The 20774-nt window shown below is 40.9% G+C and carries 17 protein-coding genes and 2 pseudogenes; 15 read left to right on the top strand and 4 right to left on the bottom strand.

The window, feature by feature from the left end; all coding sequences use genetic code 11:
* Positions 1–165: 165 nt before the first annotated feature.
* From GKZ87_19865 to GKZ87_19855, 3 genes are read right to left on the bottom strand one after another with little or no spacing between them, the layout of a single operon-like run.
* Positions 166–735: a UbiX family flavin prenyltransferase gene (locus GKZ87_19865; protein QSI27593.1), complete on the bottom strand. Its 570-nt coding sequence runs from the start codon at positions 733–735 to the stop codon at positions 166–168.
* Positions 723–2180: a UbiD family decarboxylase gene (locus GKZ87_19860; protein ID QSI27592.1), complete on the bottom strand. Its 1458-nt coding sequence runs from the start codon at positions 2178–2180 to the stop codon at positions 723–725. The genes GKZ87_19865 and GKZ87_19860 overlap by 13 nt, the downstream gene beginning before the upstream one ends.
* On the bottom strand, positions 2164–2514 hold the full coding sequence (locus tag GKZ87_19855) for a hypothetical protein (GenBank protein QSI27591.1): 351 nt from the start codon (positions 2512–2514) through the stop codon (positions 2164–2166). The genes GKZ87_19860 and GKZ87_19855 overlap by 17 nt, the downstream gene beginning before the upstream one ends.
* Before the next feature lie 311 nt (positions 2515–2825).
* On the opposite strand from GKZ87_19855, the gene GKZ87_19850 reads away from it, so the two are divergent.
* From GKZ87_19850 to GKZ87_19815, 8 genes are all read left to right on the top strand, one after another.
* Positions 2826–3719, top strand: coding sequence for a LysR family transcriptional regulator (locus GKZ87_19850; protein QSI27590.1), 894 nt, complete (start codon positions 2826–2828; stop codon positions 3717–3719).
* An 88-nt stretch (positions 3720–3807) separates the two neighbouring features.
* Positions 3808–4011 carry a DUF1146 domain-containing protein gene (locus GKZ87_19845; GenBank protein QSI27589.1) on the top strand — a complete coding sequence of 68 codons (204 nt, stop codon included), beginning with the start codon at positions 3808–3810 and terminating at the stop codon, positions 4009–4011.
* A 12-nt stretch (positions 4012–4023) separates the two neighbouring features.
* Positions 4024–5697 carry a HAMP domain-containing protein gene (locus GKZ87_19840; GenBank protein ID QSI27588.1) on the top strand — a complete coding sequence of 558 codons (1674 nt, stop codon included), beginning with the start codon at positions 4024–4026 and terminating at the stop codon, positions 5695–5697.
* Between the two features lie 5 nt (positions 5698–5702).
* Positions 5703–7283: a response regulator gene (locus tag GKZ87_19835; GenBank protein QSI27587.1), complete on the top strand. Its 1581-nt coding sequence runs from the start codon at positions 5703–5705 to the stop codon at positions 7281–7283.
* A 395-nt stretch (positions 7284–7678) separates the two neighbouring features.
* Positions 7679–8620: a stage II sporulation protein D gene (spoIID, locus tag GKZ87_19830; protein QSI27586.1), complete on the top strand. Its 942-nt coding sequence runs from the start codon at positions 7679–7681 to the stop codon at positions 8618–8620.
* A gap of 48 nt (positions 8621–8668) precedes the next feature.
* Positions 8669–9292: a peptidoglycan DD-metalloendopeptidase family protein gene (locus tag GKZ87_19825; protein ID QSI27585.1), complete on the top strand. Its 624-nt coding sequence runs from the start codon at positions 8669–8671 to the stop codon at positions 9290–9292.
* Positions 9293–9556: 264 nt separating this feature from the next.
* On the top strand, positions 9557–10543 hold the full coding sequence (locus tag GKZ87_19820; GenBank protein ID QSI27584.1) for an MreB/Mrl family cell shape determining protein: 987 nt from the start codon (positions 9557–9559) through the stop codon (positions 10541–10543).
* 22 nt (positions 10544–10565) lie between these two features.
* Positions 10566–11660 carry an undecaprenyl/decaprenyl-phosphate alpha-N-acetylglucosaminyl 1-phosphate transferase gene (locus GKZ87_19815; protein ID QSI27583.1) on the top strand — a complete coding sequence of 365 codons (1095 nt, stop codon included), beginning with the start codon at positions 10566–10568 and terminating at the stop codon, positions 11658–11660.
* A gap of 379 nt (positions 11661–12039) precedes the next feature.
* Here GKZ87_19815 and GKZ87_19810 read toward each other — a convergent pair whose 3' ends face one another.
* Complete coding sequence (locus tag GKZ87_19810; GenBank protein ID QSI27582.1) at positions 12040–13077, bottom strand: hypothetical protein; 1038 nt, start codon at positions 13075–13077, stop codon at positions 12040–12042.
* Positions 13078–13659: 582 nt separating this feature from the next.
* Here GKZ87_19810 and GKZ87_19805 point away from each other — a divergent pair.
* The 7 genes and pseudogenes from GKZ87_19805 to tilS all read left to right on the top strand — a co-directional run bounded on the left by GKZ87_19805 (position 13660) and on the right by tilS (position 20757).
* Positions 13660–14229, top strand: a complete 570-nt coding sequence (locus GKZ87_19805; protein ID QSI27581.1) for a hypothetical protein — start codon at positions 13660–13662, stop codon at positions 14227–14229.
* Positions 14230–14399: 170 nt separating this feature from the next.
* A complete protein-coding gene (locus GKZ87_19800) occupies positions 14400–16256 on the top strand; it encodes a SpoIIE family protein phosphatase (protein ID QSI27580.1) in 1857 nt (618 codons plus the stop codon).
* 378 nt (positions 16257–16634) lie between these two features.
* Positions 16635–17078, top strand: coding sequence for a hypothetical protein (locus tag GKZ87_19795; GenBank protein ID QSI27579.1), 444 nt, complete (start codon positions 16635–16637; stop codon positions 17076–17078).
* Positions 17079–17455: 377 nt separating this feature from the next.
* Positions 17456–17637, top strand: a pseudogene (locus tag GKZ87_19790) (AAA family ATPase).
* 45 nt (positions 17638–17682) lie between these two features.
* Complete coding sequence (locus GKZ87_19785; GenBank protein ID QSI27578.1) at positions 17683–18054, top strand: AAA family ATPase; 372 nt, start codon at positions 17683–17685, stop codon at positions 18052–18054.
* Positions 18055–18119: 65 nt separating this feature from the next.
* Positions 18120–19235: pseudogene (locus tag GKZ87_19780) on the top strand (AAA family ATPase).
* A gap of 310 nt (positions 19236–19545) precedes the next feature.
* The gene (gene tilS / locus GKZ87_19775) at positions 19546–20757 is read left to right on the top strand and encodes a tRNA lysidine(34) synthetase TilS (protein QSI27577.1); all 1212 of its coding nucleotides are present in this window, start codon (positions 19546–19548) and stop codon (positions 20755–20757) included.
* Positions 20758–20774: the final 17 nt, after the last annotated feature.

The raw sequence follows: 20774 nt of genomic DNA, 5'->3' as shown, positions 1-20774 counted from the left end.
AAGCTTGATTTAACTTGTACTTTTTGTGAAATTATATCCCTCCTGCAAGTGTTTCACTATATAGTATTCGTAACATGGCAGCTAAAAAGGAAAAAGCTTCCATATAGGGCGATATACAGAAGCTTTATCACTTAGGATAAAAAAGGCTTTTCATCATGTTGTATATTACTGCCATCGCTGATAACGATCATAGGAGATGTGAAATACCTGTAATATTTTCCCAATCAGGGCATCCTCCATTTCCTCAATCGTCTGCGGCTTCTGATAATAAGTCATCATCATTGGCATCAGATATATGTCCGGAATACGGGACAGCTTACATAAATTTTCCAGGTGAATAAGACTGAACGGATTTTCGCGAAAGGTGAGTACCAGTGGGCGATGCTCCTTTATGGTTACATCAGCACTTCTCAATAGAAGATTTTCCGCATAGCCGTTCGCAATTCCTGCGATTGTTTTCATACTGCAGGGAATTACCAGCATTCCTGCATGTACAAAGCTGCCGCTTGCACAGCAGGCTGCTATATCATCACAGGCGAGAACGTGAGTGCTCAGGGATGTTATTTCTGTGAGCGGTATGTCCATTTCCAGCTCCCATGTACGCTTTGCCGCTTCCGATATCATGAGATAGGTTTCCACTTCGCTATATGCAGACAGTACCTGCATGAGATGTAAGGCCAGGTGCGAGCCGCTGGCACCGCTCATTGCGATTATGAGTTTTTTTATTTCAGCCATTGCGAAGCCTCGACTTCCTGAAAAGCAGCACGCTGAAAGCGCTCCTTCTGCGAAAAGGGTACGGTACAGTCAAAGATGGTTTTGCATGCTATACCACGATCCCGTATTGAGGGATCATAGGTCGTATCATTAGATGGATCCAGAGGGTGGCAGCGTACACCGGGAATGGATATGCAGTCTATATTAGATTGAAAGCGTGTTGTCATAGCCCATAAGACATCCTTCATATCATAAATATCCACATCCTCATCCACAAGGAATACATGCTTTAATTCACTGAAGGCAGAGAAGGCGAGAAGGGCTGCCTGCCGCTGTTTTCCCTCATCACTCTCCATGCGTTTAACAAATTGCAAAACAGCGATATATTTTCCACCGCCGGAGGATGCGCAATGAACATTGCGAATTTTTCCCGGCATCGCTTTTTCACACAGGGATAGTATGCTTGCTTCTGTGGGAATACCGGCAAGATTGACATGCTCCTCCCCGGGCCCCAGACAAACACGCATGATGGGATTTTTTCGATGCGTAATCGCTTTGACACGAATCACTGGTAAAGAAGGATTTGCCTCACCGCAATAACCCGGAAATTCTGGCATTGCCTTGCCAAGCCCGGTATGCTGATCCTCCCGCATACGCTTACCCGGAAGCAGCTCTCCTTCGATTACATACTCACTATGTGCGATTGCGTATTCATCAATACTTACACATTTACACAATTCCACCGGCTTATTCCGTATGCCGCCTGCGATACTTAATTCATTAAAGCCCAGCGGTGTCGTGGGCGGTTCAAAGCATGCGGCAATTTCAATGGCAGGGTCTACACCGATGCTGATGGAAATCGGCAGTGCTTTGTTTTTCGCCTCTGCTTTTTTCCGAAATACATCCAGATGTCGGATACCGGGGGTAAAAAACATCGTCATTTCATCCTTGCTTTGCAGACAAAGGCGGTGAATGGTCACATCGCTTTCCTTCGTTTCAGGATCACTTGCATAGCACAATCCCATGGTGATATAAGGCCCTGCATCCTCTTTTGTAGCTTTTATAGCAGGAAGCAGCTTGCGTATGTCAAAGCCTTCATCCTCACGATGATGGACAATTTCCTGACATATGCCTTTTGCGACTACCACCGGATCCAACCTTTTAGAATATGCTTTATTCATCAGGAAGGGAAGCTGTTCACTGGTCGTATTCAGCAGGCTCGCACAACGTTTTCGATCACCCAAAAGTCCGATCAGAACTCTGGCACCAGGATGATTTTGGATATTGGTAAACAGCATTGCAGGGCCAAGCTGTGTGGGACGCTGTAATGTTCCTCCTCCACCGATATAACGATATACCCCGGCAAGCTCACCATCCGTATCGGTCAGTTTATCGGTAATAAGCAACTGTCCTTCCTCCGCTTCCAGCTGTTGTAATGCACTTCTTAAATCATAAGGCTCTTTCATTTTGATACTCCTTTCTCATATGCTTTCGATCCTTTTCACACCATGCGCTGATATACTCAATTTCTTCCCTTGTAATATCATCAAGATGCACCCCGCAAACACATACCACGGTATGATGAGTGAGCAAAGCCAGCTCTCTTGCATAGGGAATAGCCAGGATATCATCCCTGTGGGAAATCATATTCCAGGTTTGCAGTGTCACATGCCAGCTTCCATCTTTTTCATAAGGGATTGCAGTCACATGCGTACCGATATGGGAAACACCTCCCGTAAGCAGAATCACAATATCATCCCCCATATACTGCATCCTTCTTTTCACATGAATTTTTCTCATATAGCACCTTCTTTCTGTATCGTTCACAGGCTGTTATCTGCATACCTGTTTCCTTTTTCGACGTTTATTAGATTCCTGTATTCGCTGTTCTTTTTATGTACAATAGATGGGAATCCTATGTTGCCCTATATTCCATGTGATAGCTGTAACGCTTACTATTTTGTCTCACAGATTCATACCTTACATATAAACCAAATGCAGGGCTTAAAGCTTAATACGATCCTCCTTTATCTTCTCTATTTTATTTGAGATTCTATACATGAGCAATTCAAGTTATGGTATAATATATTCCAGAATGGAATAGGTGAATTATGCAGATAGAACAACTTCGTTATTTTTGTATGATTGTGGAACAGAAGACATTTTCCGAAGCGGCTTTTCTGCTTCATATCTCCCAGTCTTCGTTATCGAAACAGGTCATGAAGCTGGAGCAGGAGCTGGATACGGTTTTATTTAACCGCAGCAGAAGACAGGTATCCCTGACAAAGGAAGGGCAGCAGGTGTATGAGGATGCGTTACGCCTGCTTGCAGAATATGATACCCTGTGTGCTAATCTGAAGCATATGAAGCAGCAGGCATGTGAGAAGCTTCGTATTGCTATGCTTCCGGTCTTTTCCCAGTACTCCCTTGGGCATTCAATACAAGGCTTTTTGAAACATCATAATGTGCAGGGCAATATTCAGGAAATAGAGGAACGCGATCTTCCTGCAGCGTTGCAGGAACAATTTGATCTGTATATCCTGCGGGGAGAATATGAGGCATTTAAAGAGTATTCTGCATATAGAAGCAGTGAGGATGAGCTTGTTTGCGTTGTCGCAAAGCAGCATCCACTGGCGAGAAAAAGGCAGCTTGCGTTTTCTCAGCTTCAAAACGAAAAGCTTTTGCTGTTTCCCAGTTATACGGTTGTCGCAAAGCTCTGTGTCCGTGCCTGTGAGGATGCTGGGTTTCAGCCGAAAATCGAACGTCATGGCAGGCTGGAAACTCTTTTAGGAGCCGCAAGAGAACAAGAAGGCGTCGTACTTGCTATGAAAGGCTCTCTGGCACAGTATCAGCTTTCCAAGCTTTGCATCATACCGCTGCAGGACACCCTGAAAAGCTGTCTGTATGTATATGTGAATCCTTCCTCAATAAAGAAAGCCGGTCTGCGTGAGCTGCTGGACTATCTGCAGAATGAGGGAGAAATCAAACCTGTGGAAGGCTCATAGAAATGCATTTGCTTTTCATGTCCTATGAGCTATCCGGGAAGTGTAAAGAATAGAAACAGTTTCATATCATTATTTATGGAGGTAAGGTATGCAATATTTTCTAATGAATCTCGCAGTACATGTTGTTTCCTTCATGCTGAGCTTCTGGGCTTTGAGCTGTGTCCGCTTTGAAGCCTTTACGAATGTGAGAAAGCCGGGACAGGTTCGTCTGCTTTTACTGCTGCTGTCCTTGGGGCTTGGCTATCTTGTTGCACAGTTTCTTCTTGCTATTTCTGTATTTAACGGACTGTAGGACGACAAGAGTATGTTAAGGGGAAACAGGAATCTGCTGCGCAGAACGGATATAAAAACAAGGCTGACACTGGCATTTATTTTTGTGCCGCTATGCCTGTTAATTGTGGTTTTCTTTATCTATTATTCCTTCAGTACGAACATGATCAAAGATAAGAATGAACAGACCTCTGCACAGGTTGTCGCGATGTCGGAGGAAATATTTCATTTGAATGCCGACAAGCTGAATAAACAGATTGATAATCTGGCTGCATCCACCTACGTGCGCAATTATCTGTACTATCCCAAAGACGCAGCAATACGCCGTGCCTTTTCTCACAATCTGCATGCAAATGATCTGCTTGTGGAACGCAAGGGCTTGCAGCTGTATGATGCGGCAGGGAAGCTCCTTTATGAAGAGGGAACCTTATTTTCCGCTGATCTGAAGGCATATAAAAAGGAAATTCAGGCACAAAAGCAGGGTGGCTTCTGGCTGTATGATCCGGATACGCATTTGATTATGCTCACCAGAGAAATCCGCAACCTCTACGATCAGCCTCTGGGCTATGTATTTTGCAGCTTTGAAAAGGATTTCTTTAACGAATCCTTAGCACAGTTCACTCAGCCGGGGAATATCATGCTGGTGGCGGATGCAAAGGGACAGGTGCTGTTTGGCAGCAATTCGGAAAGGATTCATGAAGCTGTGGATGTAAAGGCATCTGCTATTACAGTGAACAAGCAATCCTATTATGTGACCAGTAAGAAAATCGAGGGTACCCCCTGGTATGCAGTATACCTGTGCGATGAGGACTACGTGCTGGAGGAAATTCATAATTTCCGTAATATGCTGTTACTATACGGTATTGTTTTCTTTGTATTGCTTGCCCTGATTGCCTACTTTGTATATCACAGCATTTACGATCCTGTGCATAATATCCTGCATTCCATGCGTACACTGGATGAGAATAATCTGGCAATGAACCGGGTGCTGGATGATGGCCGTGATGAAATTCACGAGCTTAGCATGAACTTTAATGATTTGCTGGATCGGGTACAGGAGCTGCTATATACGGTGCATCAGGAGCAGGAACAAAAACGTGAAACCCAGTTTCAGCTGCTTCAGGCACAGATCAATCCGCATTTTTTATTCAATACACTGAATACTCTGCATTATCTGGCAATTCTAAATGAGGATAAGCCGGTAAGCGAGGGAATCACTGCGCTTGCCCGTCTGTTACGCAATACCATCGTGGACAGTAAGGAAGTGGTAACGGTGGAGGAAGAAATAGAAAATCTAAAAAATTATATCATAATACAGAAGCTTCGCTATGGTGATGTATTTGAAACGGTATATAATATAGATGAAAATGTACGTGATTGTGCTATCCTGAAATTTCTGCTGCAGCCGATAGCAGAAAACAGCATCCTGCATGCCTTTGAGGAGGATAAGGAGCATCAGATACTGACAATTCGTGCAAAGGCGGAAGGAAAATATCTGAAAATCGAAATCGGTGATAACGGTAAGGGTTTCGCTTTGGATATACAGGAAAACCGCAATAAAAAGCTCAGCGGTATCGGTATAGGAAATATCCAGGAGCGTATACGACTGATGTATGGTGAGGATTATTCCATGGACATACAAAGCGTGGTGGGGACAGGGACAATCGTGACCCTGCTGCTTCCATATAGAAAAACAGAGGGGAGGTAAGCCTCATGTATAAGGTTCTGATTGCGGATGATGAACGTCTGATTCGAATTACGCTGAAAAATATGATTGACTGGAGAGCGCTTGATTGTGAGGTGATTGCAACTGCGAAGGACGGCGAGGAGGCATTTAACATCTTCATGGATATGCAGCCGGAAATCGTGATAACCGATTTGAAAATGCCGGGTATGGATGGTATTGAGCTTATCGGAAAAATCAAGGAAGTAAATAAAAACACACAGGTCATTGCACTCAGCAATTATTCTGATTTTGAATATGTGCGAGATGCCATGAAGGCAGGTGCCTTTGATTATCTGTTAAAGGTTACACTGGAGAAGGAGGAGCTGCAACGCATCATTGTACAGGTTAAAGAGTCCTGCGTGGAAAGCAGCATGAATGACCACGAGGAATATGAATCTGCATTAAAGGAGCTGCAGCAATGTCTGATTCTTACTAAGAATGAACATATACTGAGCAGGAAGGAATTTCAAAGCGCACTCTCACAGCAAATTTTTGAACCCTATCAAAAGGGCTTCCAGATGGCATATTTTCGTGTGGATAACATCAATCACTTATATCAGACCAAGCTGAAGGATCATGCGGCTCTGCATAAGCATTTGCAGGATCTGATTCGCGAATCTATGCCGCTGGCTGTCCATCATCATCTGATTTTTATGAGTAATCATTCCGGTATCCTGATGTTTGATAGCCGTGAGAAGCTGCGAATTCTAAATTTATGCAACAGCATCATTCGTAATATAACACAGTATCTGAATATCCATATGTCCATCACTCTGTCAGATGTCATACCGACTTTGGATGAATTTTATGACCAGTTTGAGCTGCTTTTAAAATCACATGAGCGTAGGTTTTACGCAGGAGAAGGCAGTCTGATTCAAAGTGAGGAGTACGATGCCTTTCAGGAGCTGGATATGAATGAGGTGAAGTTTCATTTAGAGCTGCTGGAGGCAGTGCGCGGTAAGGATTTTGATACTGTGCATCAGAAGCTGAAGGAAACACTGGAATATATGAGAACGCATGACATTGAACCGCATGCCGTAATTGAATACTTCATTTTTGTGTTTCATAATATTGAAGGCAATGAGATGGAACGGGGAATCCGTCAGGCCTTTCCTTTCGATACGATTACAGCAAAGCTGCGGCTGTGTGAGACTGCAGATAAGCTGGAGGAAATTGCACAGGATTCCTTTGATAAAATAGAAGCGTGGATGAATGACCGCGCCAGCAGACGATACCGTAAGGAGATTCTGGATGCTATGGAATATATTAACGCCAATATGAACCGTAAGGTGACGTTAAAGGAGATTGCGGATAGCATTGGTATGAATGAAAGCTCGTTAAGTCGAATGTTTAAAAGTGAAACCGGGGTTAATCTGAATTATTATATCAATGAAAAGAAGATGAAGAAGGCCATGGAGCTTTTAAGCAGTGAATCCAGTATGATCAAGGATGTTGCGGCAGCCATCGGAATGGATGATCAGTTGTACTTTAATAAGGTTTTCAAGAAATACTATAATGTATCACCAAGTGAATTTAAAAAGAAGCTGCATCCGGATACGGAGGAATAGGACGTTACAGGCATAGGGAATTATAGGACAGTGCGGTACTATTTCAGATGGTATTTTGCAAAGTATAGTATTGTAAATGTATGAAATATCAACGGCTATGCTAGATATGATAAATAAAGAGTACAGCTTTACAGTGCTTTTCGATATTCAATGATTACTGCTTTTGAATAATCCGTGCTATACAATAGAGAATGCTTCTCTGTGATTGTGCTTTTCAATGGAAAGTGCATTCCAATCATCAATGCTTTCCTGCTCAACAATTTCCAAAGAATATAAATTATGCCTGTTGTGCAAAATCACACCTATCTTTTCTATATCTTGCAAATACTGAAACAAAATCGTATAGGAATAAGCACACATCCTCTTTCATACAGTGTAGGGAGGGTGTGATTTTTTTGAAGATAGCTGTGAAGTTTCTCCTTGTACTCTCCATAATTCTTGTCTCTTTTTTTCTCTGGCTGAATATGGGCACATCCTCACCGATTTTATGGAATACAGGTAAAGAATCGGTGCAGGAGCAGAATAAGAAGGAAAAGGATAAAGCAAAGGACAAAGAACAAACCGTACATATTACAAGACAGGACGGCACCAGCCTCAAGCTGCCTCTGGAAACCTATCTGGAGGGTGTGATCGGCTCAGAAATGCCGGCTTCCTTTGACATGGAGGCATTAAAGGCACAATGTGTCGCAGCAAGAACCTTTGTGACAAAGCGCGGATTTGAGGTGGATGATACAACTAGGACACAGGTATATCATGATGATCAGCAGATGCATCAGATCTGGGGTGGCTCCTATGATAAACTGCATGCAAGGGTGGTTCAGGCGTTAAAGGAAACAGAAGGTGAAATCATGACATACAAGGGAGAAGCGATTTCTGCCGTATTTTTCAGTGGTTCCTGTGGAAGGACGGCAAACAGTGAGGAATACTGGAGTGAAAAAACACCTTATTTAAGAAGTGTGGATTCACATTGGGATAAGGATGAGGATGGGTATGAACAGACGACAGTGATTACAGAAGAGGATTTTCATACACTGCTGGGCTTTGAAAATACGGTGAAGGAAATAGGAAAGCCGGTATATTATGATTCCGGTTATGTGAAATCCATAACGATTGATAAAATCACTTTCAGTGGCAGAGTGTTTCGTGAAAAGCTGAACCTTCGCTCCTCGAGCTTTTCTGTCAAGAAAACAAAGGAGGGATATGCGATTACCACAAAGGGCTTTGGACACGGGCTGGGGATGAGTCAGTATGGAGCACAGGGGATGGCACAGGAGGGAAAAACTTACAGGGAGATTCTAAAGCATTATTATACAGGCATACAGATTGTAAAAGAATGATGTATAAAGAAAAAAGGGGCGGGCATAATCATCACTAGAGGTGATGAAATGTATAGCTATACAAAGGAAAAGAAATTTCCGAAACGCAGACTGATTGTTTCCTTGAGCTGTTTGCTGATTGCAGCAGCTGCCTTTCTGACATATGAATATTCCATGAAGAATACTGCGCAGGATACATCCGTTTTCAAGGAAGATGCAACACCGGTGTTGTCACTTCCAAGCTCTGCAGCGGAAGAAAAGGGCATTCAGCCATTCGCTGTGAAAGCAGAGGTCGTCCTCGATTATTTCGATGGAAAGGACAGCAAGGTTGACAGCATGACAAAATTTGAAGGTGTCTACCGTGCCAATCAGGGAATGGATTATTCCTTCAATAAGGAGGCATTTGATGTTCTGGCCAGCTTCAGCGGTGAAGTGAGCGATGTTAAGGAAGATAATATCTTCGGTAAAAGTGTTACGATTACCAGTAAGGATTTGAGTATAACCTACCAGAGCCTGTCCGATATTACTGTGAAAAAGGGCGATAAGGTTACACAGAAGGATCCGATAGCAAAAGCGGGAACAAATATCTACAATAAGGAGCTGGGTAATCATCTGCACATTGTCGTAGAGAAAAACGGCAGGATCATGGATCCGGAGCTGATGTACGGAAAAACAGTCGGTGAGATCAAATAGTACCCTTCGTGGTACTATTTTCATGTATAAAAGCCCAACCATACATATTACGGAATTTTAAGAAAAGGAAAGGCATATTAACACTTTTACATTTTGGATTTTGTGTTATAATGGTAATTGCTTGAAATTGAGTATAAATAGTGTACAGGAACGCTGAATTCTGAGAAATCCTGCGGAAATCAGAAGCCTGTATGGACTACTGTAAAAACATGCGGATTGGATTCTTATATGAAGAGGATCAACGCACGAAAGGAATGAAGGACAATGTTTTCAAAAGAAGTAGGAATCGACTTAGGAACAGCAAACTTACTAATGTATGTAAAAGGTGAAGGCATCGTAATTGACGAGCCTAGTGTAGTTGCGATAGATGCAGAAACAAAGAAATGTCTGGCTGCCGGACAGGATGCAAAGGATATGCTTGGTAGAACACCGGGCAGAGTGCTGGCAATCCGTCCGCTGAAGGATGGAGTTATTGCGGATTTCGAGGTAACGGAAATCATGTTGAACTTTTTCTTCAAGAAGCTGGCAATCAAGGGGATGTTCAAGCGTCCCACTATTTTGATCTGCTGTCCAAGCAACATTACCAGTGTGGAAAGAAATGCTATTCGTGATGCAGCTTACCGTGCCGGGGCAAAGAAAGTGTATATCGAAGAGGAGCCAAAGGTGGCTGCTGTCGGTGCCGGACTGGATATCGGAAAGCCTAGCGGATGTATGGTGCTGGATATCGGAGGCGGTACGACCGATGTTGCGGTAATCTCTTTAGGTGAAATCGTTAGCAGTACCTCTTTGAAGATTGCAGGCGATACACTGGATCGTGATATTATCAAATTTGTTAAGGAAAATAAAAAGCTGCTGATCGGTGATCGTACAGCAGAGGAAGTTAAGAAACAGATTGGTACGGCATGGAAGGGCAGCATGCATGAAACGATTGAAGTAAGCGGACGTGACCTGGTAACCGGTCTGCCGACTACTATCACACTGTCCAGCGAGGAAATTCAGGGCAGCATGGCAGAAAGTCTGCAGGATGTAGTTCGTGCCTGCAAAACTGTTCTGGAACAGACACCTCCTGAGCTGGCAAGTGATATTGTGACAAGAGGTATTGTGCTGACCGGCGGTGGAGCGCTGCTGCATGGTATTGATGAGCTGCTGCGCAATGAGCTGCACATTCCGGTATACGTTGCGGAAAACGCACTTCGCTGTGTAGCGGAGGGAACAGGCATCCTGCTGGAAAATCTGCATCTTGTTCAATAGAAAATAAAAGCGAGGTATCTATATGGATTGGCTGAAATATCTGATTATTCCATTGGCCTTATCCGCACTGATTACTCCTTTTCTGAAAATCGTTGCCTATCGGCTGGATATTTATGCACAGGTAAATGAGCGGACAGTACATAAAGGGAAAATTGCAAGAATCGGCGGTGTTGCCATTTATGTATCGTTTGTTGTGTGCATGGCGGTTTTCATGAAGACGGATATGACCATCAACGGCATTCTGATTGGTGGGTCAATCATGTTCATAGGCGGTTTGATCGATGATATGGTCAATCTGAAACCGAAATATAAGCTTGCATTTGAAGTGGTTGCTGCTATCGTACTGATGACAGTAGGAAAGGTTTCACTCGATGTGATCCGCCTGCCGATGGGGATTTCCATTGATATGGGACTGGTATCCTTTGTTGTGACCTTTGTGTGGATTATTGGAATCACCAACGCGGTGAATCTGATTGATGGACTGGATGGTCTGGCAGGAGGAATCTCTGCAATCATTTTGGTTGTCATTGCATGTCTTTCTGTGATTGAGGGACGTCTGGATATACAGACGATGTCCTTAATTCTGGCAGGGGCGACGATGGGCTTTCTCCTTTATAATTCCCATCCGGCGAGCATTTTCATGGGTGACTGCGGAGCGCTGTTTTTGGGCTTTATCATCTCTGCAATCTCATTGCTCGGATTCAAAAGCTCGACGATTATGACGCTAGCGCTTCCGATTCTTTTGCTGGCAGTGCCGATTGTGGATACCATTGGTGCAATTTTGCGTAGAAAGCTGAGCGGCCACAAGTTTTCAGAGGCTGATAAAAACCATCTGCACCATTTGCTGATGCAGCGCTTTGGACACCGCAACACGGTTATTATTTTATATGTAGTGACAGCTCTGTTCGGATTCACTGCATATATTTATCTCGTGAATAAAGCGACAGGCTTTCTTGTTTTATTTCTTATAGCATTAGTTGTGGAGTTGTTTATTGAGTTTTCCGGAATGATATCCAAGCAGTATCATCCGCTGCTGTCAATTGCGAATACGATTCAGAAGAGGGCCAGAAGGCTATATAAGAAGTTTTCAAAAAGGAGTCCGAATACGAAAAGCTAGGAATCCTGCTGAAGCTACAAGATTGATGTTAATAATAATTCTTATAAGGGAATTCAAAAGTGCTTATAAAAAGCAGAAATTGGATTCCCTTTTTTGTATTGAAGATTGCTGTTTGTAAATACCACTGTACGAAATTATCATAGGTAGTATTAGGTAATCCCCTTGTTATGATTTATAGCACGGTGTGGAAAATTTGATAAATTGTACCTGCACAGTTGCTATTTCAAAAAATTAACAGAAATAAAGGCTTTGCTTTATTAAGCGTTAATCATGCCGCTTTTATCTATTCTTGCTTTACAGGAATTCATAAGGATACACTGAAAAGGACTGAAAATCGTCTCAGTCCTTTTACTTACTATCAATGAATTATTTAGTTACATCAGGAGCATGTCAACGCATCCAAGATAACAGGTCGAATATCAGCTTCCACACCAAGCATATCCATTGCTTTCTCTGCATTGACGCCGGCTGCCAGCATCAGGTTTTTTACATGAAGCAATGTTGAATCTATCTTACCCTGAGCCAGTCCCTGAGCCATGCCCTGTTGTAAACCTTTCATAATGCCTCTTTCTTCAATACCGTCACTTAAGTTGCACATATTCTGAACCTCGCTTTCTATTTCTTTCGTCATTATTATATCATATTTTTGCAGCTGTTCTTCCATATCCTTTACAGGAAGTTTGGCAATAAACAGGATGTTCAACAATTCCAGCAGGCTGTGCAAATGCTCGTCTGTATGATCCTTTTTGTGGTCATATTGTTTTCCCGGATATATCATGATGGCAGTCATGAGATCATATTGCTCTTTAGGGGCATTCCAGGGTTTCATATGACAGCTTTCATGAATGGCATAGGTATTGACTACATCATTCTTATAGTCGGAATGCTGGATGCAGATCCATATGGAATACACCTTCTTTATGTTTTCAAACTCTGAATGCCGGAAGCCATCTGCTGCGTTTTTCTGCTTTGCCACCAATCTGCTGCAGTAATATAACGCTCTGCTCACCAGGGGATATCCCGGATTATCCTTATTTTGTGCTTCCAGATTGATAATCAAACAGACCTTGTTCCCTGCGGATGATGTTGTAGTCTTTTCATTTTTTGTATTTACATCCTGCGGCAGAGCTGCTTCAAACAAGAGGTCATATTTTATCAGCGCTCCCGGTATTGCTTCATCCTCTATATTCCTGCCATTGATATTTTCATTCATGTCTGTATCTGTTACAGAAAAGGCTTCAATGTATTGCGGAATGGCTTCCAGAGCTAAATCAGCGTATTCTGGAACGCATCCCTTTAGAATATAGGCTAGAATCTGCTTGTTTGATAAGATTTTTTTACAATAGGCGTCATAGCTTCGCTTATCCTGATGCTCTGTAAGGATAGAAGCTATCAATGAATTTTCGTTCATAATCATATTCCTTCTTTCTTTAAAAAACATCTTTGTGTAAGAAATATGATAGGGGCGGCCCTCTTTGATAAGCTCTATAAGGAAAACCGAAATCAAATGAGAAAACGCGGTCATGAACAATAGGCTTCTGTCGTACAGGCGGTTCACCATGTCCGGGGATACCCTGGATACATGGATTGCTTATGTAGACTGGTTATGGTACATAATATAAATGTGTGTCTTGTGAAAGTTGAATCAAGAAAAGAAAAGCTGTCTTTAACAGGATAAAGAAACGCAGAGGTACCGGGGCTCTTGCGGATATGAAACGAAGCTGCTTCTGAAATATCTAATATTTGTTACCAAGAAAACCCCTCCTCGTATAATGAATTATCTACAGTGTAGCATAAATGAATATAAAAATACAGAAGGTTGTTTACGTATATATCCTTGTTGATTTGATGCTGAATATATGCGAAATATAGGGATGATAAGGAAAATATCTCGTATTTTTGTAATTTTTTTAAATTAGAAAGGAAAAAAATCCGCAAATACAGGATTTTTTAGGAATCCGCCTTTTTTTTATCGTATGTATATAGTGAGGTGAGAAGAATGGAAGTTAAAAGATTATATGAAATGGTAGATGAAGATCAAAAGGAGGGAGCACTGGGAGAAAAGGCGTATTGGAAGGACTTGTGGAAATGTTATATTGAGGAAAAGAGCATGGATTATGCTGCTTTGAGCGTAAAGGAGGCAATACCCAGACTTGTATCCGAACAGAATTTGAGAGAACGCCGTCATGCGGGAAGCTGTGGAGAGCTTGGGGTGGATATTCGTGTCGGAGATATCTGTTACATAGATTTCGGAGAAGCGTATATTAGTGAAATAGGATACCAGCATTTCGGACTGATTATAACAATTTTTCACAACAAGGCATTTGTTGTTCCTATGAGTGGTAATCATGCAGCGTATCTGCAGGCATATAGTAAAGAAAATCCGAAAGGGAAACGCCATCTGATGCGTCTTGGTAAAATAAAGGGAATGAATAAGGAATCCGTACTGTTTATCAATGATGCAAAATGGATCAATACAGCAAGAATCATAGATGTAAAAGCACATTTAAGAAGGGATAGTGAATTGTTTTGTGAAATCAAGGATCGTGTAAAAAATTGTCTAGACTGATTTGAATGCATCGAGACGGTCTATAAATAATAGGAACATGATCTGCTTGCGATGTTCTGTAAAAATGGAAAAGGAAAGCAATTTTGCATATCAGACAAAATATGACAGAATCCATGCGAATTGTCTTCTACAATAACGCATGAAAGAGGTGGTTTTGTTTGGAAAAGGTGATGAATAAAAGACTGAAGGGGAAATTTTCCATTCATGCGGAAGATTTAGCCTGTGCCGGTATTTCCATTATTCTCGGTACACTGGCTTCTCCGCTTAGCTATACACTTGCATTTTTGTATGTATCCTATTCCTATATGCGTACGATCAGGGAAGCGATGATCAGCGTATTTTTTATTCTGTTGTGCTCTTTATCCAGAGGTGTTCTTCCGGCATACAGCTATGCCCTTGGCTTTGCCTGTTACTTTGTTATCATACATATGGTCAAGGTTATGAATCAGAATTTATATCAGTGGATGCCATATCTGACGACAGTTTTAAGTGCGGCGTTCAGTATTCAGCAGTACGGTCTGCATAATACTGCACTGATTCTTCCGGTTCTCAGCTTTGTACTGATGCAGGAGCTGTTTGCGGATTATACATGGATACAAAAGGGCATGCTGCACAATGCATGTATGCGGGGGATTTTGCTGTTTACGATTGGACTGTTCCTTGTTGAACTGATTCCAGTATATGCACAGGAAGTCGCAATGATAACCATGTTGTTGATTGCATTAGCCTGCAATGCATGGATAACCGTCACATTGGCATTGATGGTTTACTTTCTTCAGGATATCCGTATACTTCCTGCCTTGGTGCTTACTGTGCTGCTGAGTATCTTAAAAAAAGACCGAAAAAGCGCCATGCTGCTGTTGCTGGGGGCATGCTTTCTGTATCCGGATAACATGGAGGATTTGATTTATCTGCTATTGTGTATGAGCGGTGTTTTGCTTGTGCGAACGGAGAACGGCTCTATACATATGAGTAATGAATTGTTAAATGAGCAGGAATACCGTCTGTCTCAGACAAGTATGCTGAAACGACAAATGCAAAACTATGCCAATATTTTTCAATCACTGGCAGAGTATTATGCACAGATCAGTGATGTACAGGCGGAGCTGCTTGCCAATATGTCCAATGCCCTGCAGTATAATGCGGACGCCATACGGAAGATTGACGGATATGAAAAGGATACCGTACGGGTTGCGAAGGCACTGGAAGGCTATCAGTATGATGTGCGTGAGCTGAGCATTGAGGAACCAAAGGAAGGGTGTATCCAGGTTTGTGTGGAAATAGCCAATATCAAACGGGGAGAAATCCGCACAACACTGCTCCCTCTGCTGGAGGTGCTATTGCATCGCAATTTACAGATTGCTGATATCCGCAACCGGAAGTTCATGCGCGGCTATCATTCTATAACGGTATGTGATGATATCCCCTTTGTCATCGATGCCTATGCCGACAGCGTAAAAAATTCATATACATCCAGTGGAGATACGTTTTCCATCTTTAAATTTCGTCAGAGTCTGGTGTGTATGATTTCCGATGGGATGGGAAATGGAGATCGGGCTGCGCAGAGCTCACGGCTGATTACGAATATCTTTCAGCGCATGATGGTAAGCGGAATTCCACAGGACAGTGCAATTAAATGTATCAATAAGCTGATTCAAAGTGACACCTATGCGACACTTGATGTGATCTGCTTTAACCGATCACAGGGTGTTGCTTACATATCAAAATCCGCAGCCTGTCCTACCTTTCTGTTAAGAGATGACCAGATATATGAAATTAACGGAAGTGCGCTTCCTGTAGGAATTATCAGTCAGATGCAGCCGGATTGTTTCCAGGTGGATTTAAAGGCTGGGGATGAATATCTGATGATTTCCGATGGCATTTATATGAATGAGATTTACAAGTGGCTCAATCAAAGGACACAGGCAGGTGTAAAGGAGGATGTAGAAAGCTTTACTGAGCTTCTGAAAAAGACAAGAAGGAAGGATGATTCCACGATTGTACTGGCTAGGGTGGATGAGGTATGATAGGAAAATAAAATAATTATATAAAATTTTGTTTTCTATGTCTTTCATTATGCAATTTTTATGATAGTATGTAAGTAGATAAGGCAAGGGAGTGGATTGAAATGGTTATGATAAACAGCTTATAATAGAAGGTTTGACAGTATCATACAATTTCATATAAATCGAAAGGATGCTATCATGAAAAGCTTATGGAAAAGATCATGTGTAAAGACAACAGACATACGTAATTTTGCAGGCTGTAGTATACATATGAGATTGGGCGTATTGGGGAAGATAATTTTTCTAAAGCACAACGGAGCAATGATGATAATCAAAAATAAAAAACAAAAGAGAATACTTCTTGTTTGTATGTTGTCATTGTGCTGTATAAGCGGATGTATGCATAAGACGGTGGAAAAATATGAAGCTGAGATAAATGATCAAATAGTTTTAGTAGAATCAAAAACAGAGGCACTCTACAAAAATAAAGAGCTGATTTTTACACTCAAACAACCAATTACAGAAGAATACAGTGTTTTATACAAGTGCAGCAGTGTCATAAATGAGCAGGGACTACTGGTATCGGATCAGGGGCTATCCGTCTTTACCTCTATCATGAAGAATGATACTGTTATTGCAAATGATTTGAATCATGTAGGAATCGCCAATATCGACAGTAAGCTGTCAGTAAATGATAAAAATCAGCTGATTCTTCAAACCTCTGTGAATTATGATCATAATGCCGGCGATATTGCATTCCATTATCTGAAATTCATAACAATCGCGCTTATACAGGAAAAGGATACGTATACAATCCGGATAGAAGATGTAAGGGGTGATTGATGCTTTTCTGTAAAGGATAGGTATAACGAATTCAATTTTAATCTGCTGGTGTAAACGTATGTACATATAAAGAGAAGACTTATTGATAGCCGGTGCATTTTATTGTCTGTAATAAGTCTTCTTTTATTTTTCCTAGCCGATACGTTACATACCTTACTTTTATCCTTTCCTAGTTTTTTTAAATAGCAATTTTCTAAATTTGAAATGATATACATTTGTTTACGCTTTGTTGGTATTGGTTTCCAGAATGAAGAAATAGGGATATGATGCTTTAAAATGAAGTCAGGTGTATATGAATAGTCATAGGCTAATCATATACCAGAATGGTGTTTTTTGTAGCCGATATGTTATAATACATTAGAACATGAGCTGATTATATGAAATCTCTGCCAATTGGAATAGATAATTTTAAAAAGCTAATCGACAAAAACTGTTATTATGTAGATAAAACTTTTTTATAAAAGATGTTTTGAAAGAAGAAGTGGCACTATATACAAGACCTCGGCGCTTTCACCGAAATAGTGTCGATACCTTTGGCATCCGACAAGAGGCGCGCTAGTAGCGGGTAAAACATTGAATATGAGTAGGCGGTGCCCGCTCAGGCGTGCTTTACTATTTTTTCTCTATTAAGCAGAAAGAGAATGCCTATATCTTTAATGGTTTGAATATTCTCAATGAAAGAGATGCTTTACAGCATCAAAATCAGTATCCAGTTATATTTATCACGTTAAAGGATATGAAAAATAATTCATTTGAAAAGCAGAAAACGATGTTTTCTATCTTAATACAGGAAATTCTACGTAGTAATCAGGAATTACTAAATAGTAAACAAATAAATGAATTTGATAAAGAACAGATTATAAATCTCTATCGTCGCACGCAAAATGAGGTCGAATTGCAAAATGCCTTAAAATTTATTTCAGAATGTCTAAAGCAGCATTACAATAAAAAAGTTATTATTTTAATCGATGAATAGGCGGTGCCCACCCTTGGTGCGATGTTCCGTTACAAAGTGCTTATCTTAATGGATATTATAATGAAATGGTAGAATTTCTAAATAATACATTCAGTGCAGCATTGAAAACGAATGATGCATTAGAGAGAGGAATACTCACGGGATGTTTAAAAATCGCAAAAGAGTCGACACCACAGGCGGACTTTAGCCTTTTTACAGGGTTAAATAATTTTAATGTTTTTTCAATATATGAAAATTTATCTAGCTCATGTTTTGGGTTTACGTCAGAAGAAACAATGCAATTATTAAAGGATTATGATATACAATCTTATGAAACACGATAAAAGAATGGTAGTCGGTGCCCACCCATGGTGTGACGGTTATCTCTTCGGTGATACTGAAATATATAATCCGTGGAGTGTATTGAAGTATGTCAATAAAAATCGTCATGGAAATGATATACCGGAGTCCTTTTGGGCTAATACAAGTGGAAATGATATAATATATAAGTATGTACAAAAAGGCAATTCACAAATGAGAGATGATTTTGATGTTCTGACATCTGGAGGAGTTATTGAAAAAACGATTAAACGCGATTTAACTTATCGGGAAATGGATCAGGTTAATAATATTTACAGTTTTTTACTATTCACAGGTTATCTTAAAACTGTTAAATGCATTGATGAAGATAAGGCTATTTATCAGCTTATGATACCTAATAAAGAAATCAATAGAATTTATACCACGATATTCAATGAATGGTTTCAAGAACAGGTAATGAGAAAAAGCTCTGAATTCGTAGAAGCGCTACTGAATATGGATGTGGAGACAGCAAATAAGGTTTTGAATGCTGTTTTATTTCAATCAATCAGTTATTTTGATTATGATGAAAAATTTTATCATGGCATTTTGATTGGATTGTTAAGCGATTATCAGACATTATCTAATCAGGAATCTGGTGAGGGATGATATGATGTTGCTGTCCTTCCAATATACAATAAAGATAGAGGGCTGTTATTTGAATTGAAAGTTGCGAAAAGTAATGAAGATATAATAGATACAGCAGAGCTGGCCTGCAAGCAGATTAAGGACATGAAATATTCGAAGGTTTGAATAAAAAGGGCTATACAGATATCGTTGGCTATGGTATTGCCTTCTATAAAAAATCATGTACTATTGTAAAGGCTGATAAGCAGCTGTAGGTATGGAAATGATGACTTTTATTTGGCAGTATAAGAAAAAGAGAATTCAAAAACTGTTGTTATAAACAATAGATTTGGATTCTCTTATTTATTACCGGATTTAAGAAATATTTTTATATAGAAATCCTAAATATTATGAGAAAATAATTATATTTCACTGCTTTTCATATCACAATTATGCACATACTCAATAGTTTAGATTTTGTGTAATATTTATAAATACTATTGTTTCTTATGAAATATACCCTTCCAGTTTATATTCCATGTTGCCTAATTATCAGATTTACCGTATAATAGCCGCATGAAACATATGAAGAAACTGGAAAAAGGAACCTATATCATCGGTGTCAGCGGAGGCCCGGACTCTATGGCACTGCTGGATATGTGCAGAAAAGAAGGATTGCGGCTGGTTGTTGCGCATATGAATTATCAGAAGCGTGATACAGCGAATCGGGATATGGAACTGGTGCGCAGCTACTGTGCACATTTTCATATTCCTTTTGAAGCCAGGCTGCAGACAAAGCCCTGTGTTGGAAACTTTCAGGCATTTGCCAGAGAAGAACGCTACCGTATGTATCAGGAGCTGCTGAAGCAATACGATGCATCTGCTGTTTTACTGGCGCACCATCTGGATGACCATCTGGAAACCTATCTAATGGCGAAGGAGCGCGGCAGTATGAAGGAATATCTCGGCATACAGGAAGAAGCTTTTATTATGGGCTGTAGGATCATCCGTCCGCTTATGGCGTATAGCAAACGTGAACTGGAAGCATACTGTAGAGAGAATGCCGTACCCTTTGGGATTGATGAAAGTAATCTCAGTGATCATTATGCGAGAAACAGAATTCGGCATGAAATAGTAGAGCGCATGTCGGAAAAGGAAAAAGAAACGCTGATGGAAACCATTTCCCGGGAAAACATCCGCATGCAGCAGCTGCGAAAGGATTGCCGTGCTTTTCTGGATGCGTGGGACGGTACTTTGAAAAGCTTACGTATGCTGGACAGCTATTTTCTGGAACAGGTATTGATTACCTGGATTCATGACACCTGTAACTGTTATCTGTCTCTACATGAGATACAGGTGCTGCGGGAACTGATTATGAACAATGCAAACTATTGGACACGGGATATCGGCAGCGGGTATGATATATACAGCGAATATGGAAAGCTGGTTATTGATACATGTGTAGAGGTCAGCTATTCCTATCAATACGAAAAGCCTGTATTTGAAAAAACACCGTACTTTGAAACAGCATCTCAGGGTATGCGTGTGGATGCGGTAACCTTACAGGAGGAAGACTGGCCGATTACTATACGAAATGCACAGCCGCAGGATGCTATACAGCTTCGATTTGGCGTAAAAAAGCTGAATCGCTGGTTCATCGACCGCAAAATTCCCAAAAAGGAACGCAAATTATGGCCGGTTGTTGTGAATGCTGCGGGAAATGTGATTTTGGTGCCTAAAATTGGCTGTGATATTGCACATTTTTCTAACAATCCGACGCTATTTGTGTTAAAATAGTAAATAGCTGTATTAGG

Source organism: Erysipelotrichaceae bacterium 66202529 (genome assembly GCA_017161075.1).
In the GTDB taxonomy this organism is placed as follows: Bacteria; Bacillota_I; Bacilli_A; order Erysipelotrichales; family Erysipelotrichaceae; genus Clostridium_AQ.
This window is presented reverse-complemented; position numbering and strand designations above follow the sequence as displayed.

Excerpts from the sequence above, each read along its gene's own strand:
- GKZ87_19840 (QSI27588.1), top strand. The coding sequence starts at position 4,024 with ATGTTAAGGGGAAACAGGAATCTGCTGCGCAGAACGGATATAAAAACA.
- GKZ87_19800 (QSI27580.1), top strand. The coding sequence starts at position 14,400 with ATGAATAAAAGACTGAAGGGGAAATTTTCCATTCATGCGGAAGATTTA.
- GKZ87_19825 (QSI27585.1), top strand. The coding sequence starts at position 8,669 with ATGTATAGCTATACAAAGGAAAAGAAATTTCCGAAACGCAGACTGATT.
- GKZ87_19815 (QSI27583.1), top strand. The coding sequence starts at position 10,566 with ATGGATTGGCTGAAATATCTGATTATTCCATTGGCCTTATCCGCACTG.
- GKZ87_19865 (QSI27593.1), bottom strand. The coding sequence starts at position 735 with ATGGCTGAAATAAAAAAACTCATAATCGCAATGAGCGGTGCCAGCGGC.
- GKZ87_19845 (QSI27589.1), top strand. The coding sequence starts at position 3,808 with ATGCAATATTTTCTAATGAATCTCGCAGTACATGTTGTTTCCTTCATG.
- GKZ87_19835 (QSI27587.1), top strand. The coding sequence starts at position 5,703 with ATGTATAAGGTTCTGATTGCGGATGATGAACGTCTGATTCGAATTACG.
- GKZ87_19860 (QSI27592.1), bottom strand. The coding sequence starts at position 2,180 with ATGAAAGAGCCTTATGATTTAAGAAGTGCATTACAACAGCTGGAAGCG.
- GKZ87_19805 (QSI27581.1), top strand. The coding sequence starts at position 13,660 with ATGGAAGTTAAAAGATTATATGAAATGGTAGATGAAGATCAAAAGGAG.
- GKZ87_19795 (QSI27579.1), top strand. The coding sequence starts at position 16,635 with ATGCATAAGACGGTGGAAAAATATGAAGCTGAGATAAATGATCAAATA.
- tilS (QSI27577.1), top strand. The coding sequence starts at position 19,546 with ATGAAGAAACTGGAAAAAGGAACCTATATCATCGGTGTCAGCGGAGGC.
- GKZ87_19810 (QSI27582.1), bottom strand. The coding sequence starts at position 13,077 with ATGATTATGAACGAAAATTCATTGATAGCTTCTATCCTTACAGAGCAT.
- GKZ87_19820 (QSI27584.1), top strand. The coding sequence starts at position 9,557 with ATGTTTTCAAAAGAAGTAGGAATCGACTTAGGAACAGCAAACTTACTA.
- GKZ87_19855 (QSI27591.1), bottom strand. The coding sequence starts at position 2,514 with ATGAGAAAAATTCATGTGAAAAGAAGGATGCAGTATATGGGGGATGAT.
- GKZ87_19850 (QSI27590.1), top strand. The coding sequence starts at position 2,826 with ATGCAGATAGAACAACTTCGTTATTTTTGTATGATTGTGGAACAGAAG.